Consider the following 17,584-nt stretch of genomic DNA (forward strand, 5'->3'; position numbering starts at 1 on the left):
AAATATATTCTTATTCATACATGAATAAATATATCGTTAGATTAATAATATAAAATTTTAGGTAAAATCATTATGGAATTTTTAAGTATCAAAGAAAGAAAGTATCATAACGACAATATTTTGGTCTCTACAGAATGGCTTGATATGAACTTAAATTCTCCTGAATTGGTTATTTTAGATCTTGATTCACAAGAACAATATAAAAGTGGTCATATTAGGGGGGCGGTTAATGTAGATGATAATTATTTCAAGACTTCTCTTGAAGACAGAACTCATATCCAGGGGCCAGATCAAATTTCTGAAACTTTTTCTAAATTAGGTATTTCGAGCTCTACAACTGTAATAGGATATGATAGATCTTCAAGTCTCTATTCTTTTAGGCTGGCTTGGGTATTAAATTTTTATGGGCACTTAAATGTAAAAGTTTTAGACGGAGGATTTCCAAAATGGAAATATGAGGGGAAGTATATTGATAAACAATCTAATGAAAGTCCAAAAAAGGGGAATTTTATTCCAAAGAATCCAAACTTAGATATATTTGCTAGTAAAGATAAAATTTTAGAAATAATAGATAATGACTTAGGATATCAAATATTAGATGTAAGATCAGATGACGAGCGTAATGGAATTAATTTAAGAGGAGGAGATAGGGGAGGCTACATCCCGAATTCTGCTCATAAAGAATGGATAAATTTTAATACTGGTGGAGATATACCTATATTAAAATCTTCGGAAGAAATTTTATCAATTGCAAAATCTATGAATTTAGATCCTCAGAAACCTACAATTACCTATTGCCAAGGAGGTATTAGGGCAGCTCATGTTTTTTGGGCTCTGAAACTTGCTGGTTTTAGTAAAGTATTAAATTATGATGCATCTTGGAGGGAATGGGGATCAGATCATTCTTGTCCAATAGTTGATATGACATAATTATGACAGTTAAAAATAAAATCTTAATTATCCTTGATGGTTCAGAAATTCTTGAAAATTCTATAAACTTTATATTAAATTCTAATTTTTTTGAATATTCAGAAATTAACCTTTTTTTTATTTTACACCCTCTAAATCCTATAACTGAAAGTCAAAGTAAACAAGTTATCTATAACGATTATGTTCATGACCATGGTAGAAAGTTGGCTAAACAGTATCTAGAAAAAATAACTAAGATAATTAAGGAATATAACTTAGATACAAAAATATCTGTAAATATAGTGAATTCAAAAAATAATATTATAGAAAGAATTTCACTTGGAGATATTTTCGCAACATTTATCTCATCTAATGCTTCAAATAGAATAAGTTATCTATTTGGCAACAGGGATCTAGGATATTTTGTAAAAAATATTAATCCTCTTTTAGTTATCCCTATTGATTCAAATATTGATATCAACAAACCTAATCATCTTTATATTTCTTATTTTTCTAATATTTCAAAAAATCCATTTATAAATTTATTCTTTGATGAAAAGACTAATTTGATAAATATTCAAAATATAAATCTTATTGCTAAAAATTCTACTGAGAAAGAGCAGCTTTCACTATTAAGTGAAAAAATTTCAAAAAATTATCATGTTAACATTATTGAGAATAAAGATAATATTCCAAAAATATTGAATAAACTAGAAAACCAAGAAAATATTATTGTTAATATTAGTTACCATCCAAAAAGTTTTATAATAAATAGTTTTTCTAAAAATTCAATTTCATATTTCTTAAAATGTAAAATACCTATATTAATAAATAGTAATTAATTAGCTCTAGATCTAGCTGTATATCCAATTAGTGCTCCAACTAAATTGCCAAACCAGGTATAAGGTATTAATGCTGTAGAAATTACTATTGTCCACCATGGGTTCATTCCTGCTACTTCAGATTCATTAATCATTTGGATTATTGAATAAATAATAATTATTAGACAAGGAATAAAAGTGATTCCAGTAGTTATAAAACTGAATATTATAATTTTTTCTTTTTCAGCTTTAGCTATTGCTCCTCCTATAAATCCTCCTATAAATGGACTAAGTGGAACTGCAAAAAAATGAACAATAGGAATTGGTATAAATACAAACATTAGAATTACTGAAGTTAATGCGCCTTTAATCATTTTGTAAACCTAAATCTTAATAGTATAACTATATTCTAAAATAAAATTTAAATATGGAATAATAATTTTGCCTAAAAATCTGCCCTTTGTTGACATAGTGATAGTTGGATCTGGAGCTTCAGGAGGAGCATGTGCTTGGAAGTTATCTGAGAGTGGAGCCAAAGTTGTTCTCTTAGAACAAGGTGATTGGTTTAATCAAGATGATTATCCTGGTGATACTGATGACTGGGAAGTAAATCTTAAGAACTCATTTCATTTCAATCCAAATATTAGGAAGCATGAAGATGATTATGAAATTTTAGACAAAGATTCTGAAATACACCCACTTATGTATAATGCTGTGGGAGGTTCTACTCACCATTGGACAGCGCATACACCTAGATTCCATCCTTCAGATTTTAAGGTTAAGTCTCTTGACGGAGTAGCAGATGATTGGCCCATTTCATACAAGGATTTAGAAAAATATTACGACCTAAACGATATAATGATGGGCTGTTCAGGAATAAATGGAGACCCTGCAAATCCACCAAGGTCTGAGAGACCTATGCCACCTATGCCTCTTGGGGATGATGGCGAGAGAATTGCAAAAGCCGCTGATAGATTAGGTTGGCATTGGTGGCCGTCAGATACTTATCAAGCATCAGAAGATTATAAGGGAAGAGTGGGATGGAATAATCATGGAACATTTGCCTCTAAAAAACAGTGGAAATCTGTAGCTTCTACTGATGTTACATATATTAATCCTGCTGTAAAAAATGGTCTAGAGGTTAGAACTAAATGTTCTGTTCAAAATATTTCTGTAGATAATTCCGGTAAGCTTATGGGATTAATTTATATCGATGGAAAAGGTAATCAATGTTTTCAAGAGGCAGGTAAGGTTATTCTCGCCTGTAATGGTATAGGAACTCCTAGGATTTTACTAAATAGTAAATCAAAGAACTTTCCTGATGGTCTAGCAAATTCTTCAGGTTTATTAGGTAAAAATTTAATGTTCCACCCATATGCCTCGGTAAATGGATATTTTGAGGAAGATGTAAATTACACCTTAGGTCCATTAGCAAATATCATAATTGTTCAAGAGTTTTATGAAACAGATCCCAAAAGAAACTTTGTCAGAGGTTATTCTTTTCAAATGAGTCGATCAAATGGTCCAGCCCATACAGCTTTAGGTACTGGAAATATAAAGAATGTTCAATGGGGGAAAGATCATCATAAAGAATTTAGCAGAAGATTTAAGAAATCTTTAGGTATGGCAATAATTAGTGAAGATTTACCAGAATTACATAACAGAGTAGAAATAGATGAATCAAGAAAAGATAAAAATGGTATGCCTTTACCTAAAATATTTTATAAGACATCTCAAAATACGAGGAATTTACTTGATCATGGAATGAAGTCAGCTGAAAAATTATTATTAGAAGCAGGTAGCTATGAAGTAAATCATAATCCCTTACTAGAAACTGCTGGTTGGCACTTGATGGGAACTGCAAAAATGGGAGACGATCCAAAAACTTCAGTAGTTAATTCTAATTGTGAGACTCATGATATTGATAATTTATTTATTATAGATGGATCTGTTTTTACAACTTCTGCAGCTGTAAACCCTACTCCTACGATTCAAGCTATAGCACTAAGAACAGCTGATATTATACTAGGAAATTGAATTATGAAAATTAATAGTAATGAAATTAAAATTTTATATTCTTTTTTTGATCAAATAATTCCATCTGATGAACTTATGCCTTCTGCTACTGCGGTAATTTCATTATTTGATTTTGAAAAACTAATATTAGAAAATAATAAATATAAAATTTCATTAGATCAAATAATTTATTTTATAAAGAAAGAACCTAATACAAGAGTTGGAGGGGGGCCATCCTCTTTATCTGAGCCACAAAAAGTAGAAATAATTGAATTAATGGAAGCCTTAATTCCTAATGAACTTTTAATGTTTATAGAGATTATTTATTTGCTCTATTATTCAAAAAAAGAAGTTCACGAAAAAATCGGGTGGAATCCCGATGAATTTGCAGAAGAAAATAAAATGCATCCTTTTGACTCATCTATACTGAAAAATATAAAAAAAAGAGATCCTTTTTGGAGGAAAGTCTAATTATTTATATTATTACCCTTTTGATCTAAGTTATTATTTTATTTTTTCATAATATTTACTCTTTATTCTGTTATAAAATTAAAGAGTTAAATATCATGCCCCTGTAGCTCAGAGGATAGAGCACCGGTTTCCTAAACCGGGTGTCGGATGTTCGAGTCATCTCAGGGGCGCCATTAATAACAAGTAAAAAATGGATAATTTTATAGTAAAAAAAATTAGATCTTATAAGGATTTTTTTGAATTAAATGTTATGGTCCTAAGTAGAGGTAACATAGCATGGGTTTTATTATCCATAGCAATAATCTATTTTTTTATTACACAAGTACTTATGTACGATTTATATGATTTACCTAAAAGTAATTCAAATTGTGAGGAGACTTCAGAAGGATTAGTTTGCGAGCTTTCAGATTATTCATTTGAAACGAAAGAATATAGATCAAGAGAATAAATTTTTAGAAAAAATATCATTTACTATATATTCTGCGTCTTCAGCTACTCCTATGAATTGAGCGGATTTTGATGAATGCATCCATTGCAACCCCATAAAATATAATCCTTTATATTTAGTGACACCTCTATATTGAATAGGGTGATTCTTCTCATCAGTTATATCCATATTAATCCAATCATAGTTATACCTAAATCCTGTTGACCATATAATGGTATTTATGTTTTCACTAAGTGAAATATTTTTAATATTAACTAGAATTTCTTTTTGTATTCTTTTATCAGCTTTTATTAATTCATCGGGTGCCTTAATATTATTTTTACTAATAAACTTATCAACATTCTCTTTCCAATTAATAGAATAAGTATCTGAAAACATAACATTTTCGTAAACATTATCATCAAAAAATATTTTTTTGTTAGAGCAATCTTTTATAGATCCGCATAATTTCAAACCCCTTTCTAACAAATCAATAAGATTTATATCATGACCACCTTTTGCACCAGATGTATGTGCACTACATTTCCATCTATCTTGAATTTTTACATCATGAATTGTTTTATCAAATGAACCCATTTGGTAGTTCCAAAATGAAGAATCCTTACCTCTGTATTTTCTTGGTCTTCGACCACACTTACTAACTGAAAGCCATACCTTTCTCCCTGAATCAAGTAGATCCTCCGCAATTTGTGCACCAGATTGACCTGAACCAACAACAAGTATTTCACCCTTTGGTAATTTCTGAGCATTTTTATATTTAGATGAGTGTATTTGATAAATATCACTATCAAGTTTTTTATGAAATTCAGGTATGAATGGATTACCAAAAGCTCCGGTAGCTAGTACTAATATCTTGGTAGAAATAATTCTCTTTGTAGTAAATATTTTATAAGAATTAATACTTCTTAAAACTTTAGTCACTTCTTCATTTATGTATATTTTAGAATTTAAGAAATTTGCGAATGATTTTATATAATCTGATATTTCTTTCTTGCTCAGAAAGCCGTCTGGATCTTCCGAAGGGAAATACTCAGAATTGAACCCAAACTCAGGAATATTCATTGCCCAATTGGGATTAACTAAGTAGAAATTATCCCATCTTTCATTTATCCAAGTATTTCCGACTATTCCTTTTTCTATAATAATATGCGGAATAGATCTTTTTTTTAGATAAAAACTTGTACATAAACCAGCTATTCCTGCTCCAATAATTACTACTGGAAAAATTTCATTAGATTTATTATTCATATTTCGCATAAAGATATTATAAACATAAAAATTATTATGTCCTTAAATGTAAAGAGCAGCTCTATTGATAAAACTGCTCTTTAAACTATCAATATAATAGAATTTATCTTGATATAAACTTATAAACCATACCTTCAGTATAATGACCCGGAGTATTACAAATAAAAGCATATGTCCCTGCTGGTAAATCAGAAATGACTATTTGACCACTTTCGCCAGGCTTTAACCCTTCAATCTTCCCAAGGATATCTAATTTGCTCTCATCGGCCATTGTTCCATCTTCAGTGAGTTCAAGATCCTCATGTTTATTATTATTTAACAATACTAGGTTATGCTCTAACATTCCTTCATTCGTAAGATTTAATGTGAGCTCACCTGGACTAATATGCTTGCCCATTTTGTAGTTAGGGTCAACATTTACATCCCACTCGGCCATAGTTACATTGACTGTACTTTTTACAACTTCAACCCCGTCCTCAACAACAACTTCTGATTCAGTAGATGAGCATGCAAATAAAGCTACCATCATTATAGTTAAGAATAAAACTATCTTTTTCAATTTATTGCTTCCTTTCATTATTACAACAATAATATTTTAATTTACTCTACTGTTGAGAATAAATTTTTTTCTTTTTTGTCTTATTAATTTAACTTATTTTAGATTGAATATTAATGTTAATAAACAATTTAAATCTGCATATTCTATACTTAAATAGTTTACAATCTTATATCTTTGTTGAAATATCAATGAAATCTTCAGCTAAAAAATCAAATGAATTAATATTATTAGGTTGCTTATATGTACTAAATTCATTCACTCTTTCTACATAAATAGTTCTTAGTCCAGCATCTTTAGCTGCTAAAAGATCATTTTCGTGTGCAGCTACTAGCGCAACTTCAGAACTACTTAGGTCTAGGTATTCACATGCCCTCTTATAAACATACGGATTGGGCTTATATTTCTTAAATATATCTCCCGAAAATATAAAATCCCAACTAAGGTCTGCATTCTTACTCATATTAAGAAGAAGAGAAAAATTTCCGTTGGAAAGCGTGCCAATTGAAAATTTTTTTTTAAGAAGCCTTAATCCTTCAACTGTATCAGGCCAAGGATCTAGCTTATGCCATAAGAAATTTATTTCAATAATTTCTTTTTCATTTAGATATTTTGAAAGATTTCTATTGTTGAGTATTTTGTTCAGTTTTTCTAAATGAACTTCATCTATTTTTTTCCAAACTTCTTTGCCTACATTAAAATTATTCAAGTATTCAGAGTACCCACTTCTCCATTCTACTGCAAAAGTTTCTAATTCATCCTCGCTAATATTTTTTGGTAGAAAATTTCTTAATCCTTTTTTTATACTACTTCTCCAGTCGACTACAGTACCAAAAACGTCAAATATTAAGGCTTTAATTTCTCGTTTATTCATGATTAAATAAATATTTCATCTACATTACCTATTGGATTATTTGATGGGGACAAATTACATAAGTATTCATACTCAGATTTAGATAATTTTTTATAATTTTTTCCTATTTCGATAGATTTTTTATAAAGGCCTTGATCACCTGGAGGAATTAAAGAGGTAACATTCTTAGAAAGAGTAAACTTTATTGATAGATCCATTAAAAAAGGATCATTTATTGGTTTGTACCAACAATTTTTATATAGTCTATTTTCATTTTCTTTCCATTTTCTTTCAGCCATAGATTTTAAAGCAAGAACAGTAATATTTTTTTCTTCGCATAACTTTAGTATTTCTTCACCAAAATTTTCCTTAATCATAAGATTCCAATTAACTGGGAATAATATAGAATCAAAAATTGAAAGATTGATTAGTAGTTTTGCAACCTTTATAGAGTGACATGAAAATCCTAAGTATCTTATTAATCCTTTTTCTTTTGCTTCTATAAGTGTTTTTAATGCCCCATTTTTTGAAGTAACTTTTTCAAAATCATCTAAAGTTTTCATCCCATGAAGCTGATATAGGTCAAAATAATTTGTCTTAAGTAGCTTAAGTGAATTCTCAAGGTCTGATTGAGAGTTTCTAAGATCTCTAAACTTAGTTTTGCAAGCTAAAAAGACATCTTTTCTGTATGGTAATAAGCCCACTCCCATTAGTTCCTGAGCATCTCCATAACCAGGGGCTACATCAAAATAATTAATTCCATTATCAATAGAAAAAGAAATTACCTCAGAAGCCTTAGTTTTACCAAGCCCTTTTATAGATATTCCACCTAAGCCAATTATAGATAGATTATCATTATTTTTATATTTTCTTCTTTGCATTGATTTATATTAATTGATTTTTTTTATACCTTCTATAAGACAGAGTAGTATTAAATACAATAATTATTATTCCTATTAGACTAGCTAAGAATATTTCATTTATTAATCCAATAATTACAAAAAAAGTAAGTATTGATGATGAGATAATTTGACTAATTATATTGATTTTATATTTAAAAAATGAAAATAAAATTATTAAAGGAATAGATAAAAAAAACCATCCCAAGAAATTATGAAATGGTATATCGTAATAAATACCTTCAGAATCCCATTTCCATATCTCTAATCCATGTACCGCAACAGGATCAATTAATAGATCAACAACAACCATAACTAATGCCCCAACAATAAAACTATAAGTTTTAGGCAAATCTTGTATCAGGCTAAGTGTGAAGGTTAGTACTATAATCCATGCACAAGTCATAACTATTGGAACTGAAAAAAGCTTAAGGCTAAATACATCAGTATAATTATAACTTCCAAAGAGAAACCCTAAATGTACGCCTGCAACTTCATAAAAAAATCCTACTATTCCACATAAAATTAAGATAAGGGCAAGTTTTTTTTTGGAAAAAATAATAATTAATAAACTTCCAAAAATCATAAATAAATTTGGCGCCCAGTCAGGAGGATTAGATACTAATCCAAGTTCAGAAAATACACCACCAAATAATAAAATTACAAATAATGATGCACTTGATAATAAAAATAATTTTTTAGCCTTTTGCATAATCTCTAATTATCCTATTCGCGGCTATCTCTCCAGACATAATTACCGTTGGAGTCCCTCCACCTGGGTGTACTCCTCCACCAACATAATAAAGTCCATTAATTTTACTATCTTTATTTGGTTGCCTAAAAACAGTTCCGCTTATTCCATGAGAAACCTTGCCATAAATAGATCCAAATGGAGCTGCAAACTTCTTTTCTAAATCATTAGGAGTAATAGTCTTTATAAAATTAGATTTGTCTATAATATCACTTAAGTTTTTAGATTTTAATTTAGCGTATACCTTGTTGAAAGCTTCTTTAATTTCACTTTCTCCCCAAATACGCTTATTAGCAGGAGCATTACACATTATAAATACGCTCTCACATTGTTCAGGTGCTAGAGATTTATCAGTTTTTGTTGGGCAATTTATATATATAGTTGGGTCACTTGGGAAAATATTTTTTTCAAAAATTTCTCTAAATTCATTCTCATAATCATCTGAAAATATTACATTATGGTGATGTAATTTATCTATTTTCTTTTCAACTCCCACAAGAAAAACTAATCCTGACATTGATAAATTTTTTTCAGATAATCTAAAATTTTTATCTAGCATTGTTTTTGTTATTATGGGATCAACATTGCTTACAACTATGTCAGCTGAAATATTTTCTTCTTGTTCTAAAACTACAGATTCGATTTTTTTATTTTTTATATTAATTGAAGAAACTTTTTTATTCAGAATTATCTTAACTCCATTGGATATTAAGATTTTCTCTAAAGATTCAATTATTTTATATAAGCCCCCCCTTGTATACCATCCTCCAAAAGAAAGCTCCATAAATGGAATAATCGATAAAATACTTTGTGATTTATAAGGAGATGCTCCAACATAAGTTGGATATCTTAGAAAGATTTTTCTGAGCCTATGATCCTTGAAAGTTTTATTTACTAAGTCGCTATATTTTTTGAAAAAAAGAGTAAAGGGAGATCGTAATAAAGTTTTTAGATCTTTAGTTGAAGGAGCTGAAAAGATTTCATTCTTGAAAAATGTATTCTCTGATAAATTATAAAGCTTTGATGCCTTAGTCATAAAATCGTAAAAATTATCAAGTTCTTTATAATTTTTATTATTAACATTTTTTTCTATAAGGCTGAAATTTGAATCGTATATTATGTCAGAATTTGAAAAGATATACTTAAATAATGGGTTAATCTTAATAAGATCTAAATGGTCACTCATTTTTTCACCTACTTTACTAAACATATTTTCAAAAATGTAAGGAATAGTTATTAATGAAGGGCCTGTGTCAAATGAATATCCGTTTTTTGTAAAAAAATTCATCTTTCCACCTATGTTTTCATTTTTTTCAATTATTGTGATTTTGAAATTTCTTTGAGAAAGAAAAATTGCAGTTGCTATTCCTCCTAAGCCACCTCCTATTATTACTACTTCTTTTTTATTTTTCATATATCCTATCTTTCCACTTTAGACCCTTACCATATTTGAAGCTCCACCATGAATTAAATCCTAATAGGATCATAGTTAAAATCGCAAAAGGATGGAATATTACTGACAATAAACTGTGTTTAAATTTAATACTTATAATGATTCTAGGCAAGAATATAAAAAATAATAAGAGTAAGTTTATAATTTCAAAGTTATTGATCATTTTAAAAATTAAATATATTGGTAATAGAAAATAAGAAAGAAAGAAGAATATTTGAAAAATGAAAAATGAAACTTCTTTTGAAAAACTAGGATAGTAATTCTTTAGAAATCCGTCCCAGATAGAAGAAAATGAACTATACATTTTTACAGATATAATATTTTTTCCATCAATGCAATAATTTTTTTCTTTTTTATCTCTCCAAATTCTAGCCAATCTAGTATCTTCAAAAAGATCATTCCTAACTAATTTATGCCCTCCAAGATCTGAATAAATTTTTTTATTAAATAGAATACAAGCTCCATGTGCGAGTCCTAAATTTCTTGAATTTAATTTTTTTGAGAAAGGAACTGGGCATAGTGAAAAAACTACAAAATTTAATATAGGCATAAAAATTTTCTCAGATATAGAATCCATTTTTATCATTGGCCAGGCGGAAAGCATTGAAACATTCTTTTCTTTGGCTAAGGAAACCATATCTTCTATCTTTCCTGAAAATTCAGTATCTGCATCTAAAAATAAAATCCAATCTCCTATTGATTGTTCTGCAAGTTGGTAACAAGCAAAAGATTTTCCAATCCAACCTTTTGATAATGACTTGGTATTAGCTTTTTTAATTCTTTTATCTAATTTTAATAATCTATCTATCTCAATTTGAGTATTATCTTCAGAGTGATCATTATAAATAAGTATTTCTGAAAAATAACTTTTACTCTTAAGTATAGATCTAACACATTTTGAAATATTATTTTCCTCATTTCTTGCAGGAATCAGTACTGAAATTCTATTATTTTCTAAATTATTTATTTTTTTTTCTTTCCAATAAATATTTACTAATGAAATAAACAGTGAGTAAGAAATGAATACAGAAATTATTATTAGTAATATATCAATCATTTGAGTAATGAGTTAGAATTTTTTCTGTTGTCATTTTAGAGCTTAATACACACATTGGAACACCTGTACCTGGAGTAGTTGAAGCTCCTACAAAGTATAGATTTTTATATTTTTTTGACATATTTTGATTTCTAAAGGGTCCAATTTGAAAGAAGTTGTGCGATGGTCCAAAAGCTGAACCATCAAATAATCCAAACTGACTCATCCATTTATTTGGATCCCAAACTTCTTCAAAAATAATATCATTTTCTGACAAATTGATTTCTTGATGACTTAATCTTTTAAAAATCCTTGATTTTATCTTTTTGATATCATCATCATTATAACCGGACTTATTTGTTGAAATAACAGGGCATGGAACTAACGCAAAAACACTAGAATTATCTTTTGGAGCTAATGTATTATCTGTCTTTGAAGGTATTGATATATAAAAAGGTAAATCTTCAGGGATTTCTTTCTTTCTAAATAATTCATTAAAAGTTTTTTTGAAATTATTAGGAAGGAAAATTGTATGATGAGTCATGGAATCAATTTTTTTATTTATTCCCCAATAAAAAGTATAAACAGAAGGAGTCATTTTATATTTCTTGAAATTTTTATCTTTATTAATTAATGTTTGAAAAGTTGTTGATGAATCAACATTTGAGACTACTATATTTGATTTAATATGAGTTTGATCAGAAAGTGTAACTCCTTTTACATAGTCATTTTCAATTTTTATTTCTGTAACCCTTTTTTCAGTATGAATTTTTACATTAAAATCTTCATTTAGTTTTTTTAATCCCATAATCAATCCGTACATGCCTCCTTTTGGCATCCATAGTCCGTATTGCAGTTCTCCGAAAGGTAGAATGCTAAAAAAGCCAGGAAGCTTAAAAGGTGAATCTCCCAAATACATACTGTATGAACTAAAAGCTTCAATAATTTTTTTTTCTTTGAAATATTTGCCTATCTCATCGTACATATTATTTAGTAAACCAAGTTTCAAAAGATTATTAATGCCAGTATTTTTTAACCAAGAAAAAATATTTGAAGAATTTCTAGTTACTAACTTTTCAAATGCTAAATCGTACTTATTGTTACTATTCTTGAAGAAATCAATCAGTCCATATCTATCTTGAGAATTAAATTTTGAGACTTCGTTAGATAGATTTGTAAAATCTGAGCTTAATTGAAAATTTGAATGATCTCTCCACATAAAATTTACAGCTGGATCAACAGATATTAGTTCGACATAGTCGTAAAAATTTTTATCTAACGAGTTGAAATAATCTTCATAAACCCAAGGATAATTTAGTAAAGAAGGGCCTGTATCAAAAGTGAAACCGTTCTTCTTTAGTATATTTGCTCTACCACCTATAGTTTTATTACTTTCATATATGTGAACATCAAAGCCATTTTTTGATAGCAAAGGTCCTAAAGACAGCCCCCCTACTCCTGCTCCAATAATTATTGCTTTTGGTTTCGTGTTTTTCATCAAAAATACAGTAGTATTAGTTTCCAAAATTTATTTAGCGGTAAAAAAGAAAACTTGTCTTTGGTTGATAAGCTATACCTGTGGTCTAATGGCATATCTTGAAGAAGTATTTTATTATTTAATTTTCTGAATAATTCTAAACAAGTTTTTATTGCTATTTGACTGTCAGATGCAAAATAGTTCATTCCACTTTCAGCCTTTGAATACCATTTTTCTGCTTCATTTGCCAAAATTTTCCTTGCATTTAGGACATAGTTTTCTAATTCATCCTTACTAGTTGGTTTCCTTAATAGTTCTGTTGGGGCATAAAATCTTCCTCTAAAATAATCCTCATATACATCTCTAGCAAAATTAGTAAGTTGTAATGCTATGCCTAAATCTTTTGAAGGAGTTAATAAATCTTCCACTGAATATCCTTCTTCAGGGCCATAAATATATGCTAAAAAATATCCAACTACTATTGCTGATCCATAAACATAACCATCTATTAAATCTTCCATTTTTTTATATTCTGAAACTTCTATATCCTTTCTCATTGCTTCAATGAAAGAAATATAATATTCATCTGGAATTGATTTTTCAACTGCAGCTTTTCTATAGCAAGAAAGAATAGTTGGAATACCTGAATCTACTGATTTTGTGATAGAAGAAAATGTTCTAGATGCCAAAAAATCCTCTTTCCAAGAATCTAGAAGTTGATTTTTTTTCTTATTACTCATACTGAAAGTATCAACAATCTCATCTGGATATCTTACAGAGGCGTATATTATTTCTACAAGATCTCTTTTTTCTTTTGGTAAAAATCTTGTTACAGTAAAAAAACTATTACTATAGTTTTTTAGGATCTTTTTACCCATTTTTTTGCCTATTTGAAATGCCTCTTTTTGATCTTTAGAATTTAATATTTTTCTTGAAACATTAGATTCTAAATCTTGCCACTCTTTATAGTCCCAAAGATTTTCGTCAGAAATAAAATTTCTATTTTCTATTTTATTTTTTACCATAATTCAATTTTATTCTATATTAGTTAATTATCATCAAGCTTTATCAAGAAATAATAAAATTTATAGTCTGAAATATCATACATTTTTTTGCTAACAAATAACTTTTATACATCTTATAATTTATTCATATAGTCTAGAAATGTAGACCCTTAAAAATAAACTCATGGATGGACTTTATAATGAAATTTAATTTTTTACTTCCACAATTAATTATCCTGATTCTGTTAGCTAACTTTATTTCGTGTGGTACCCAGGAATCAAATGTGTTGGATATCAATCCTTCACCTCCAGAAGTAGCAAAAACTCAATCAGAAATATCAGAAAATACACAATCTTATGATAAGGTGCAACCGGAAAAAAAAGCAATAAATAGTATTGATAATACTAAATTAGAAAAATCAGATGAAGAAATAGCTTCAGATTTAGAAAATTCTATGATTATATTAGAGTTTGGGAATGATTCTGATAATTCTATACGTGCTAATTATCGAGTAACTGAACAATTAGCAAGATTATCTTACCCTATAGATGCTGTTGGTTATACAGAAGATGTATTCGGAAGTATATATATCGATGCCACAGGTCAACCTACTCCCGAATCTTTGTTAACTATTGATCTTTCTAACCTGAAAAGCGATGAATCTCGTAGAGATAACTACTTGCGAGGTAATGCTTTAGAAACAGATAAATTCCCTCAAGCTTTTTTTCTAGTAAATGAACTCAAGAATCTAGATATGAGTGATCTGACTAACTTAAATTCTAATGATATAGAATTTCAAATGGCTGGAGATTTGACAATACATGGGGTCACTAAATCTAAAACTTGGAATGTTGTAGCAAAATCAGAATTAGGTTCAATTAAGGGCAATGCGTCTATTTCATTTCCTTTTAGTGATTTTGATATAGATATCCCAAAACTTTTTTTCATAATTAGTGTAGAAGATAAGATAACATTAGAACTAGATTTTGATGTAAAAGTTATCTTGAATCCATCTTTAGATATTGACACATTTGCTCCCACAATCACCCCAGAATTTCCTACTCAGTCGTACGAAGGATATTGATTATATCCTGTAATTAATATGCTTGACTTAATTAGAACAATTGTTCTAAAATGAACATATGTTCTAATTAAGGAGTTGTTATGACTACAAGATTTTCAAATAGTATTTTACATAAAACAGAAGAGGTTGGGTTAGTAAATAATAATCTAATTCGATCTATAGCTACAAATATAATAAATCATGATAAGTGTGAATATAACATAGGGGTTGAATGTTTCTATTGTTGGCATGAAGTTATGAATGACTTAAGGATATGGGCTATTGTTAGGAATAAAAATGAAAAATCTGTATCAGCTGTTTTTAGTGACTCTATAATTGAATGTCTTTATCCTGGCGTTCTAAAAATGATAAACAAGATTAATGAATTTAAGAATTTTGATTTTCTTTTCTCAAAAAATCATAATGAGGTTTATTACAATGATTCAAAATATTTATTTTCTAATATTGAAACAGTAAATTCAAATTTTTTGATTCTAGAGGCTATAAATTTTGAAGATTATAAATTAAAAGAAGTAGATGCATTAGTAAAGCTTAATATTAAGAAAAATAAGTATTCTCAAGACTATTTTTATATTTCAGAGAACTGTAACCATATATAAGGAGTAATAAATGACAATGATTGAAGATAAAAGCTTTTCTTCAAATGAATTATTTTTTGATGAAGGATGTGAATATGCAAATAGTTGCTTGAATTGTTCTTTGCCTCTTTGTAAATATGACGATCCAATACTTGATAATTCTAAATCTAAAATAAATAGAAATTCACTTATTTTTAGTATGAAAAGATCTGATGTAAGTAATAAGGAAATAGCTAAAAGATTAAAAATATCTACTAGGACTGTTCATAGGGTTCTTGCTCAAGAAAATAGTTCTAATCAAAAATTTGTTCTAGACCTGAGAAAGCAAAATTTGATAAAAAAATCTCAGCTAGTATCCATGAAAAACTAAAATTTATATACTACCTCCCAACATAAAGTGTCTTAAATTTAATTAAGGCATTTTATGATTAAGGGAAAAGCTAATTTCCTACTAAAAACATTGATCTTTCAGCAATGTTAACGCCTCTATCAGCAATTCTTTCAAGGTTATGGGCTACCCAAAGTAAATAAGTTGATCTTTCTATTTCAAGAGGTTTTTTTTTCATAAGTTCAATTAATCTTAATCTTACTTCAGAATTTAAATTATCTATGACATCATCTTGAGCCTTTATTTCATCAAATCTTTTTTTTACTTCTTCAGAATCTTTTATTAAGAATGTATCTGTAGACATTCTTAACATTTCAACAGTATATTTACTCATTTGAGGGATAATTACTAAATCTGTTGGAAGAGGTCGAACTCCCATTTTTATTGTTAGGACAGCTATACCTTCAGCATAGTCTCCTATTCTTTCTAATTCTTCTATTACGTACATACAGGAAACAATTTCTCTTAGGTCTGATGCAAGAGGGGCTTGCCTTCTAAGTATTACCATACATAACTCTTCTAGATCGTTACACATCTTATCGATTAAATCATCTCCCTTGATAACATCTTTTGCTAACTCTATATCTTGTTCAAGTAAAGATTTTATTGATTTTTCAATTGATGATTCAACTGTAGAAGCCATAATTTTGATTTTAGTTTCTAATCTTTCTAATTCTTGATCAAATTCTAACCTAGCCATTACCCAATTCTCCCTGTTACATAATCTTCAGTTCTTTTATCTTTAGGGTTACCAAAAACTGAATCATTTGTACCATATTCTATAAGCTTACCAATTCTTTCTTCTCCAGCCATCATAACTGCAGCGAAATCACATATTCTAGTAGCTTGTTGCATGTTATGTGTAACTATTACTATTGTTACATTTTGAGATAATTCCTGAATTAAATCTTCTAATTTTGAAGTAGAAACTGGATCTAAAGCAGATGCTGGTTCATCCATTAAGATAATATCTGGATTAATAGCTAAAGCTCTTGCAATACAGAGCCTTTGTTGTTGCCCCCCAGAAAGATCTAATCCATTGTCTTGAAGCCTATCTTTAACTTCATCCCATAAAGCAGCTTTTTTTAAGGATGATTCAACAATTCCTTCTATATCACTTTGAGGGAAACTATTAATTTTCGGTCCAAATGCAACATTTTCAAAAATTGTTTTGGGGAATGGATTAGGTTTTTGAAAAACCATACCAATCTTAAACCTAATTTGAGTAGCATCAGTTTTTTCTGAGTATAGAGAAGTATCATTATAATATACAGATCCCTCAACTTTAGCAGAAGGGATTAAGTCATTCATTCTATTAAAGCATCTAATTAGGGTACTTTTCCCACAACCAGATGGACCTATAAGACCTATTATTTTCTTTTTTGGAATACTAAAACTGACCTTGTCTACTGCTTGTGTTTTACCATAAAAGACACTAAGATTTTCAGTCTTCAGAACAGCTTCAGAATCATCAAATTGATGTATAAAATTATTTTTCATAACCCCAAATTACTTTTATTTATTTATATTAATATTTCTAAGATTTACCATGGTTTAGCTAAGTTCTTCTAGTATATCCTAGCATAAGATA

Annotated in this window: 20 protein-coding genes and 1 tRNA gene; 9 read left to right on the forward strand and 12 right to left on the reverse strand. The window is 28.7% G+C overall.

Going from position 1 to position 17,584, the window contains the following annotated elements; translation table 11 throughout:
- Positions 1 to 72: 72 nt before the first annotated feature.
- Together MK083_02535 and MK083_02540 are read left to right on the forward strand one after the other, a co-directional pair.
- The gene (locus MK083_02535; protein MCH2673334.1) at positions 73 to 930 is read left to right on the forward strand and encodes a sulfurtransferase; all 858 of its coding nucleotides are present in this window, start codon (positions 73 to 75) and stop codon (positions 928 to 930) included.
- A 2-nt stretch (positions 931 to 932) separates the two neighbouring features.
- Positions 933 to 1,751 carry a hypothetical protein gene (locus tag MK083_02540; GenBank protein ID MCH2673335.1) on the forward strand — a complete coding sequence of 273 codons (819 nt, stop codon included), beginning with the start codon at positions 933 to 935 and terminating at the stop codon, positions 1,749 to 1,751.
- Here MK083_02540 and MK083_02545 read toward each other — a convergent pair.
- Complete coding sequence (locus MK083_02545; protein MCH2673336.1) at positions 1,748 to 2,104, reverse strand: hypothetical protein; 357 nt, start codon at positions 2,102 to 2,104, stop codon at positions 1,748 to 1,750. The genes MK083_02540 and MK083_02545 overlap by 4 nt on opposite strands.
- A gap of 67 nt (positions 2,105 to 2,171) precedes the next feature.
- On the opposite strand from MK083_02545, the gene MK083_02550 reads away from it, so the two are divergent.
- From MK083_02550 to MK083_02565, 4 genes are all read left to right on the forward strand, one after another.
- Entirely contained in the window at positions 2,172 to 3,767 is a 1,596-nt protein-coding gene (locus MK083_02550; protein ID MCH2673337.1) for a GMC family oxidoreductase, read from the forward strand.
- Positions 3,768 to 3,770: 3 nt separating this feature from the next.
- Positions 3,771 to 4,217, forward strand: a complete 447-nt coding sequence (locus MK083_02555) for a hypothetical protein (GenBank protein ID MCH2673338.1) — start codon at positions 3,771 to 3,773, stop codon at positions 4,215 to 4,217.
- 97 nt (positions 4,218 to 4,314) lie between these two features.
- Positions 4,315 to 4,390: transfer RNA gene (locus MK083_02560), tRNA-Arg, on the forward strand.
- 17 nt (positions 4,391 to 4,407) lie between these two features.
- Complete coding sequence (locus MK083_02565) at positions 4,408 to 4,665, forward strand: hypothetical protein (protein ID MCH2673339.1); 258 nt, start codon at positions 4,408 to 4,410, stop codon at positions 4,663 to 4,665.
- Here MK083_02565 and MK083_02570 read toward each other — a convergent pair.
- The 9 genes from MK083_02570 to MK083_02610 all read right to left on the reverse strand — a co-directional run bounded on the left by MK083_02570 (position 4,654) and on the right by MK083_02610 (position 13,963).
- Complete coding sequence (locus MK083_02570) at positions 4,654 to 5,913, reverse strand: NAD(P)-binding domain-containing protein (protein MCH2673340.1); 1,260 nt, start codon at positions 5,911 to 5,913, stop codon at positions 4,654 to 4,656. The genes MK083_02565 and MK083_02570 overlap by 12 nt on opposite strands.
- A gap of 103 nt (positions 5,914 to 6,016) precedes the next feature.
- Positions 6,017 to 6,472 carry a plastocyanin/azurin family copper-binding protein gene (locus MK083_02575; protein ID MCH2673341.1) on the reverse strand — a complete coding sequence of 152 codons (456 nt, stop codon included), beginning with the start codon at positions 6,470 to 6,472 and terminating at the stop codon, positions 6,017 to 6,019.
- A gap of 166 nt (positions 6,473 to 6,638) precedes the next feature.
- On the reverse strand, positions 6,639 to 7,343 hold the full coding sequence (locus MK083_02580) for a haloacid dehalogenase type II (protein MCH2673342.1): 705 nt from the start codon (positions 7,341 to 7,343) through the stop codon (positions 6,639 to 6,641).
- Positions 7,344 to 7,345: 2 nt separating this feature from the next.
- Positions 7,346 to 8,203, reverse strand: a complete 858-nt coding sequence (locus MK083_02585) for an aldo/keto reductase (protein ID MCH2673343.1) — start codon at positions 8,201 to 8,203, stop codon at positions 7,346 to 7,348.
- A gap of 4 nt (positions 8,204 to 8,207) precedes the next feature.
- Positions 8,208 to 8,933 carry a carotenoid biosynthesis protein gene (locus MK083_02590; protein MCH2673344.1) on the reverse strand — a complete coding sequence of 242 codons (726 nt, stop codon included), beginning with the start codon at positions 8,931 to 8,933 and terminating at the stop codon, positions 8,208 to 8,210.
- Positions 8,920 to 10,386, reverse strand: coding sequence for a phytoene desaturase family protein (gene crtI, locus MK083_02595; protein MCH2673345.1), 1,467 nt, complete (start codon positions 10,384 to 10,386; stop codon positions 8,920 to 8,922). The genes MK083_02590 and crtI (MK083_02595) overlap by 14 nt, the downstream gene beginning before the upstream one ends.
- Positions 10,376 to 11,482, reverse strand: coding sequence for a glycosyltransferase (locus MK083_02600; protein ID MCH2673346.1), 1,107 nt, complete (start codon positions 11,480 to 11,482; stop codon positions 10,376 to 10,378). The genes crtI (MK083_02595) and MK083_02600 overlap by 11 nt, the downstream gene beginning before the upstream one ends.
- Complete coding sequence (gene crtI, locus MK083_02605; GenBank protein ID MCH2673347.1) at positions 11,475 to 12,959, reverse strand: phytoene desaturase family protein; 1,485 nt, start codon at positions 12,957 to 12,959, stop codon at positions 11,475 to 11,477. The genes MK083_02600 and crtI (MK083_02605) overlap by 8 nt, the downstream gene beginning before the upstream one ends.
- The gene (locus MK083_02610; GenBank protein MCH2673348.1) at positions 12,959 to 13,963 is read right to left on the reverse strand and encodes a phytoene/squalene synthase family protein; all 1,005 of its coding nucleotides are present in this window, start codon (positions 13,961 to 13,963) and stop codon (positions 12,959 to 12,961) included. Before MK083_02610 ends, crtI (MK083_02605) begins: the two co-directional genes overlap by 1 nt.
- 179 nt (positions 13,964 to 14,142) lie before the next feature.
- Between MK083_02610 and MK083_02615 the strand changes: the two genes are divergently transcribed.
- The 3 genes from MK083_02615 (at position 14,143) to MK083_02625 (ending at position 15,975) form a co-directional block, all read left to right on the forward strand.
- Positions 14,143 to 15,027 carry a YceI family protein gene (locus tag MK083_02615; protein MCH2673349.1) on the forward strand — a complete coding sequence of 295 codons (885 nt, stop codon included), beginning with the start codon at positions 14,143 to 14,145 and terminating at the stop codon, positions 15,025 to 15,027.
- An 80-nt stretch (positions 15,028 to 15,107) separates the two neighbouring features.
- Positions 15,108 to 15,626: a hypothetical protein gene (locus MK083_02620; protein MCH2673350.1), complete on the forward strand. Its 519-nt coding sequence runs from the start codon at positions 15,108 to 15,110 to the stop codon at positions 15,624 to 15,626.
- Positions 15,627 to 15,636: 10 nt separating this feature from the next.
- Positions 15,637 to 15,975, forward strand: coding sequence for a helix-turn-helix domain-containing protein (locus MK083_02625; GenBank protein ID MCH2673351.1), 339 nt, complete (start codon positions 15,637 to 15,639; stop codon positions 15,973 to 15,975).
- Between the two features lie 70 nt (positions 15,976 to 16,045).
- On the opposite strand, the gene phoU is transcribed toward MK083_02625, so the two are convergent.
- Together phoU and pstB are read right to left on the reverse strand one after the other, a co-directional pair.
- Complete coding sequence (gene phoU, locus MK083_02630; GenBank protein MCH2673352.1) at positions 16,046 to 16,693, reverse strand: phosphate signaling complex protein PhoU; 648 nt, start codon at positions 16,691 to 16,693, stop codon at positions 16,046 to 16,048.
- The gene (gene pstB / locus MK083_02635) at positions 16,693 to 17,493 is read right to left on the reverse strand and encodes a phosphate ABC transporter ATP-binding protein PstB (protein ID MCH2673353.1); all 801 of its coding nucleotides are present in this window, start codon (positions 17,491 to 17,493) and stop codon (positions 16,693 to 16,695) included. Before pstB ends, phoU begins: the two co-directional genes overlap by 1 nt.
- Positions 17,494 to 17,584 lie beyond the last annotated feature (91 nt).

It is taken from the genome of Dehalococcoidia bacterium (assembly GCA_022451965.1).
Taxonomy (GTDB): Bacteria; Chloroflexota; Dehalococcoidia; order Lucifugimonadales; family Lucifugimonadaceae; genus TMED-70.

What these genes read in the sequence shown, in the direction of transcription:
- MK083_02590 (MCH2673344.1), bottom strand. Translation starts at nt 8,933, where the DNA reads ATGCAAAAGGCTAAAAAATTATTTTTATTATCAAGTGCATCATTATTT.
- MK083_02545 (MCH2673336.1), bottom strand. Translation starts at nt 2,104, where the DNA reads ATGATTAAAGGCGCATTAACTTCAGTAATTCTAATGTTTGTATTTATA.
- MK083_02600 (MCH2673346.1), bottom strand. Translation starts at nt 11,482, where the DNA reads ATGATTGATATATTACTAATAATAATTTCTGTATTCATTTCTTACTCA.
- MK083_02555 (MCH2673338.1), top strand. Translation starts at nt 3,771, where the DNA reads ATGAAAATTAATAGTAATGAAATTAAAATTTTATATTCTTTTTTTGAT.
- MK083_02585 (MCH2673343.1), bottom strand. Translation starts at nt 8,203, where the DNA reads ATGCAAAGAAGAAAATATAAAAATAATGATAATCTATCTATAATTGGC.
- phoU (MCH2673352.1), bottom strand. Translation starts at nt 16,693, where the DNA reads ATGGCTAGGTTAGAATTTGATCAAGAATTAGAAAGATTAGAAACTAAA.
- MK083_02610 (MCH2673348.1), bottom strand. Translation starts at nt 13,963, where the DNA reads ATGGTAAAAAATAAAATAGAAAATAGAAATTTTATTTCTGACGAAAAT.
- pstB (MCH2673353.1), bottom strand. Translation starts at nt 17,493, where the DNA reads ATGAAAAATAATTTTATACATCAATTTGATGATTCTGAAGCTGTTCTG.
- MK083_02565 (MCH2673339.1), top strand. Translation starts at nt 4,408, where the DNA reads ATGGATAATTTTATAGTAAAAAAAATTAGATCTTATAAGGATTTTTTT.
- MK083_02615 (MCH2673349.1), top strand. Translation starts at nt 14,143, where the DNA reads ATGAAATTTAATTTTTTACTTCCACAATTAATTATCCTGATTCTGTTA.
- MK083_02540 (MCH2673335.1), top strand. Translation starts at nt 933, where the DNA reads ATGACAGTTAAAAATAAAATCTTAATTATCCTTGATGGTTCAGAAATT.
- MK083_02580 (MCH2673342.1), bottom strand. Translation starts at nt 7,343, where the DNA reads ATGAATAAACGAGAAATTAAAGCCTTAATATTTGACGTTTTTGGTACT.
- crtI (MCH2673347.1), bottom strand. Translation starts at nt 12,959, where the DNA reads ATGAAAAACACGAAACCAAAAGCAATAATTATTGGAGCAGGAGTAGGG.
- MK083_02625 (MCH2673351.1), top strand. Translation starts at nt 15,637, where the DNA reads ATGACAATGATTGAAGATAAAAGCTTTTCTTCAAATGAATTATTTTTT.
- MK083_02535 (MCH2673334.1), top strand. Translation starts at nt 73, where the DNA reads ATGGAATTTTTAAGTATCAAAGAAAGAAAGTATCATAACGACAATATT.
- crtI (MCH2673345.1), bottom strand. Translation starts at nt 10,386, where the DNA reads ATGAAAAATAAAAAAGAAGTAGTAATAATAGGAGGTGGCTTAGGAGGA.
- MK083_02570 (MCH2673340.1), bottom strand. Translation starts at nt 5,913, where the DNA reads ATGAATAATAAATCTAATGAAATTTTTCCAGTAGTAATTATTGGAGCA.
- MK083_02620 (MCH2673350.1), top strand. Translation starts at nt 15,108, where the DNA reads ATGACTACAAGATTTTCAAATAGTATTTTACATAAAACAGAAGAGGTT.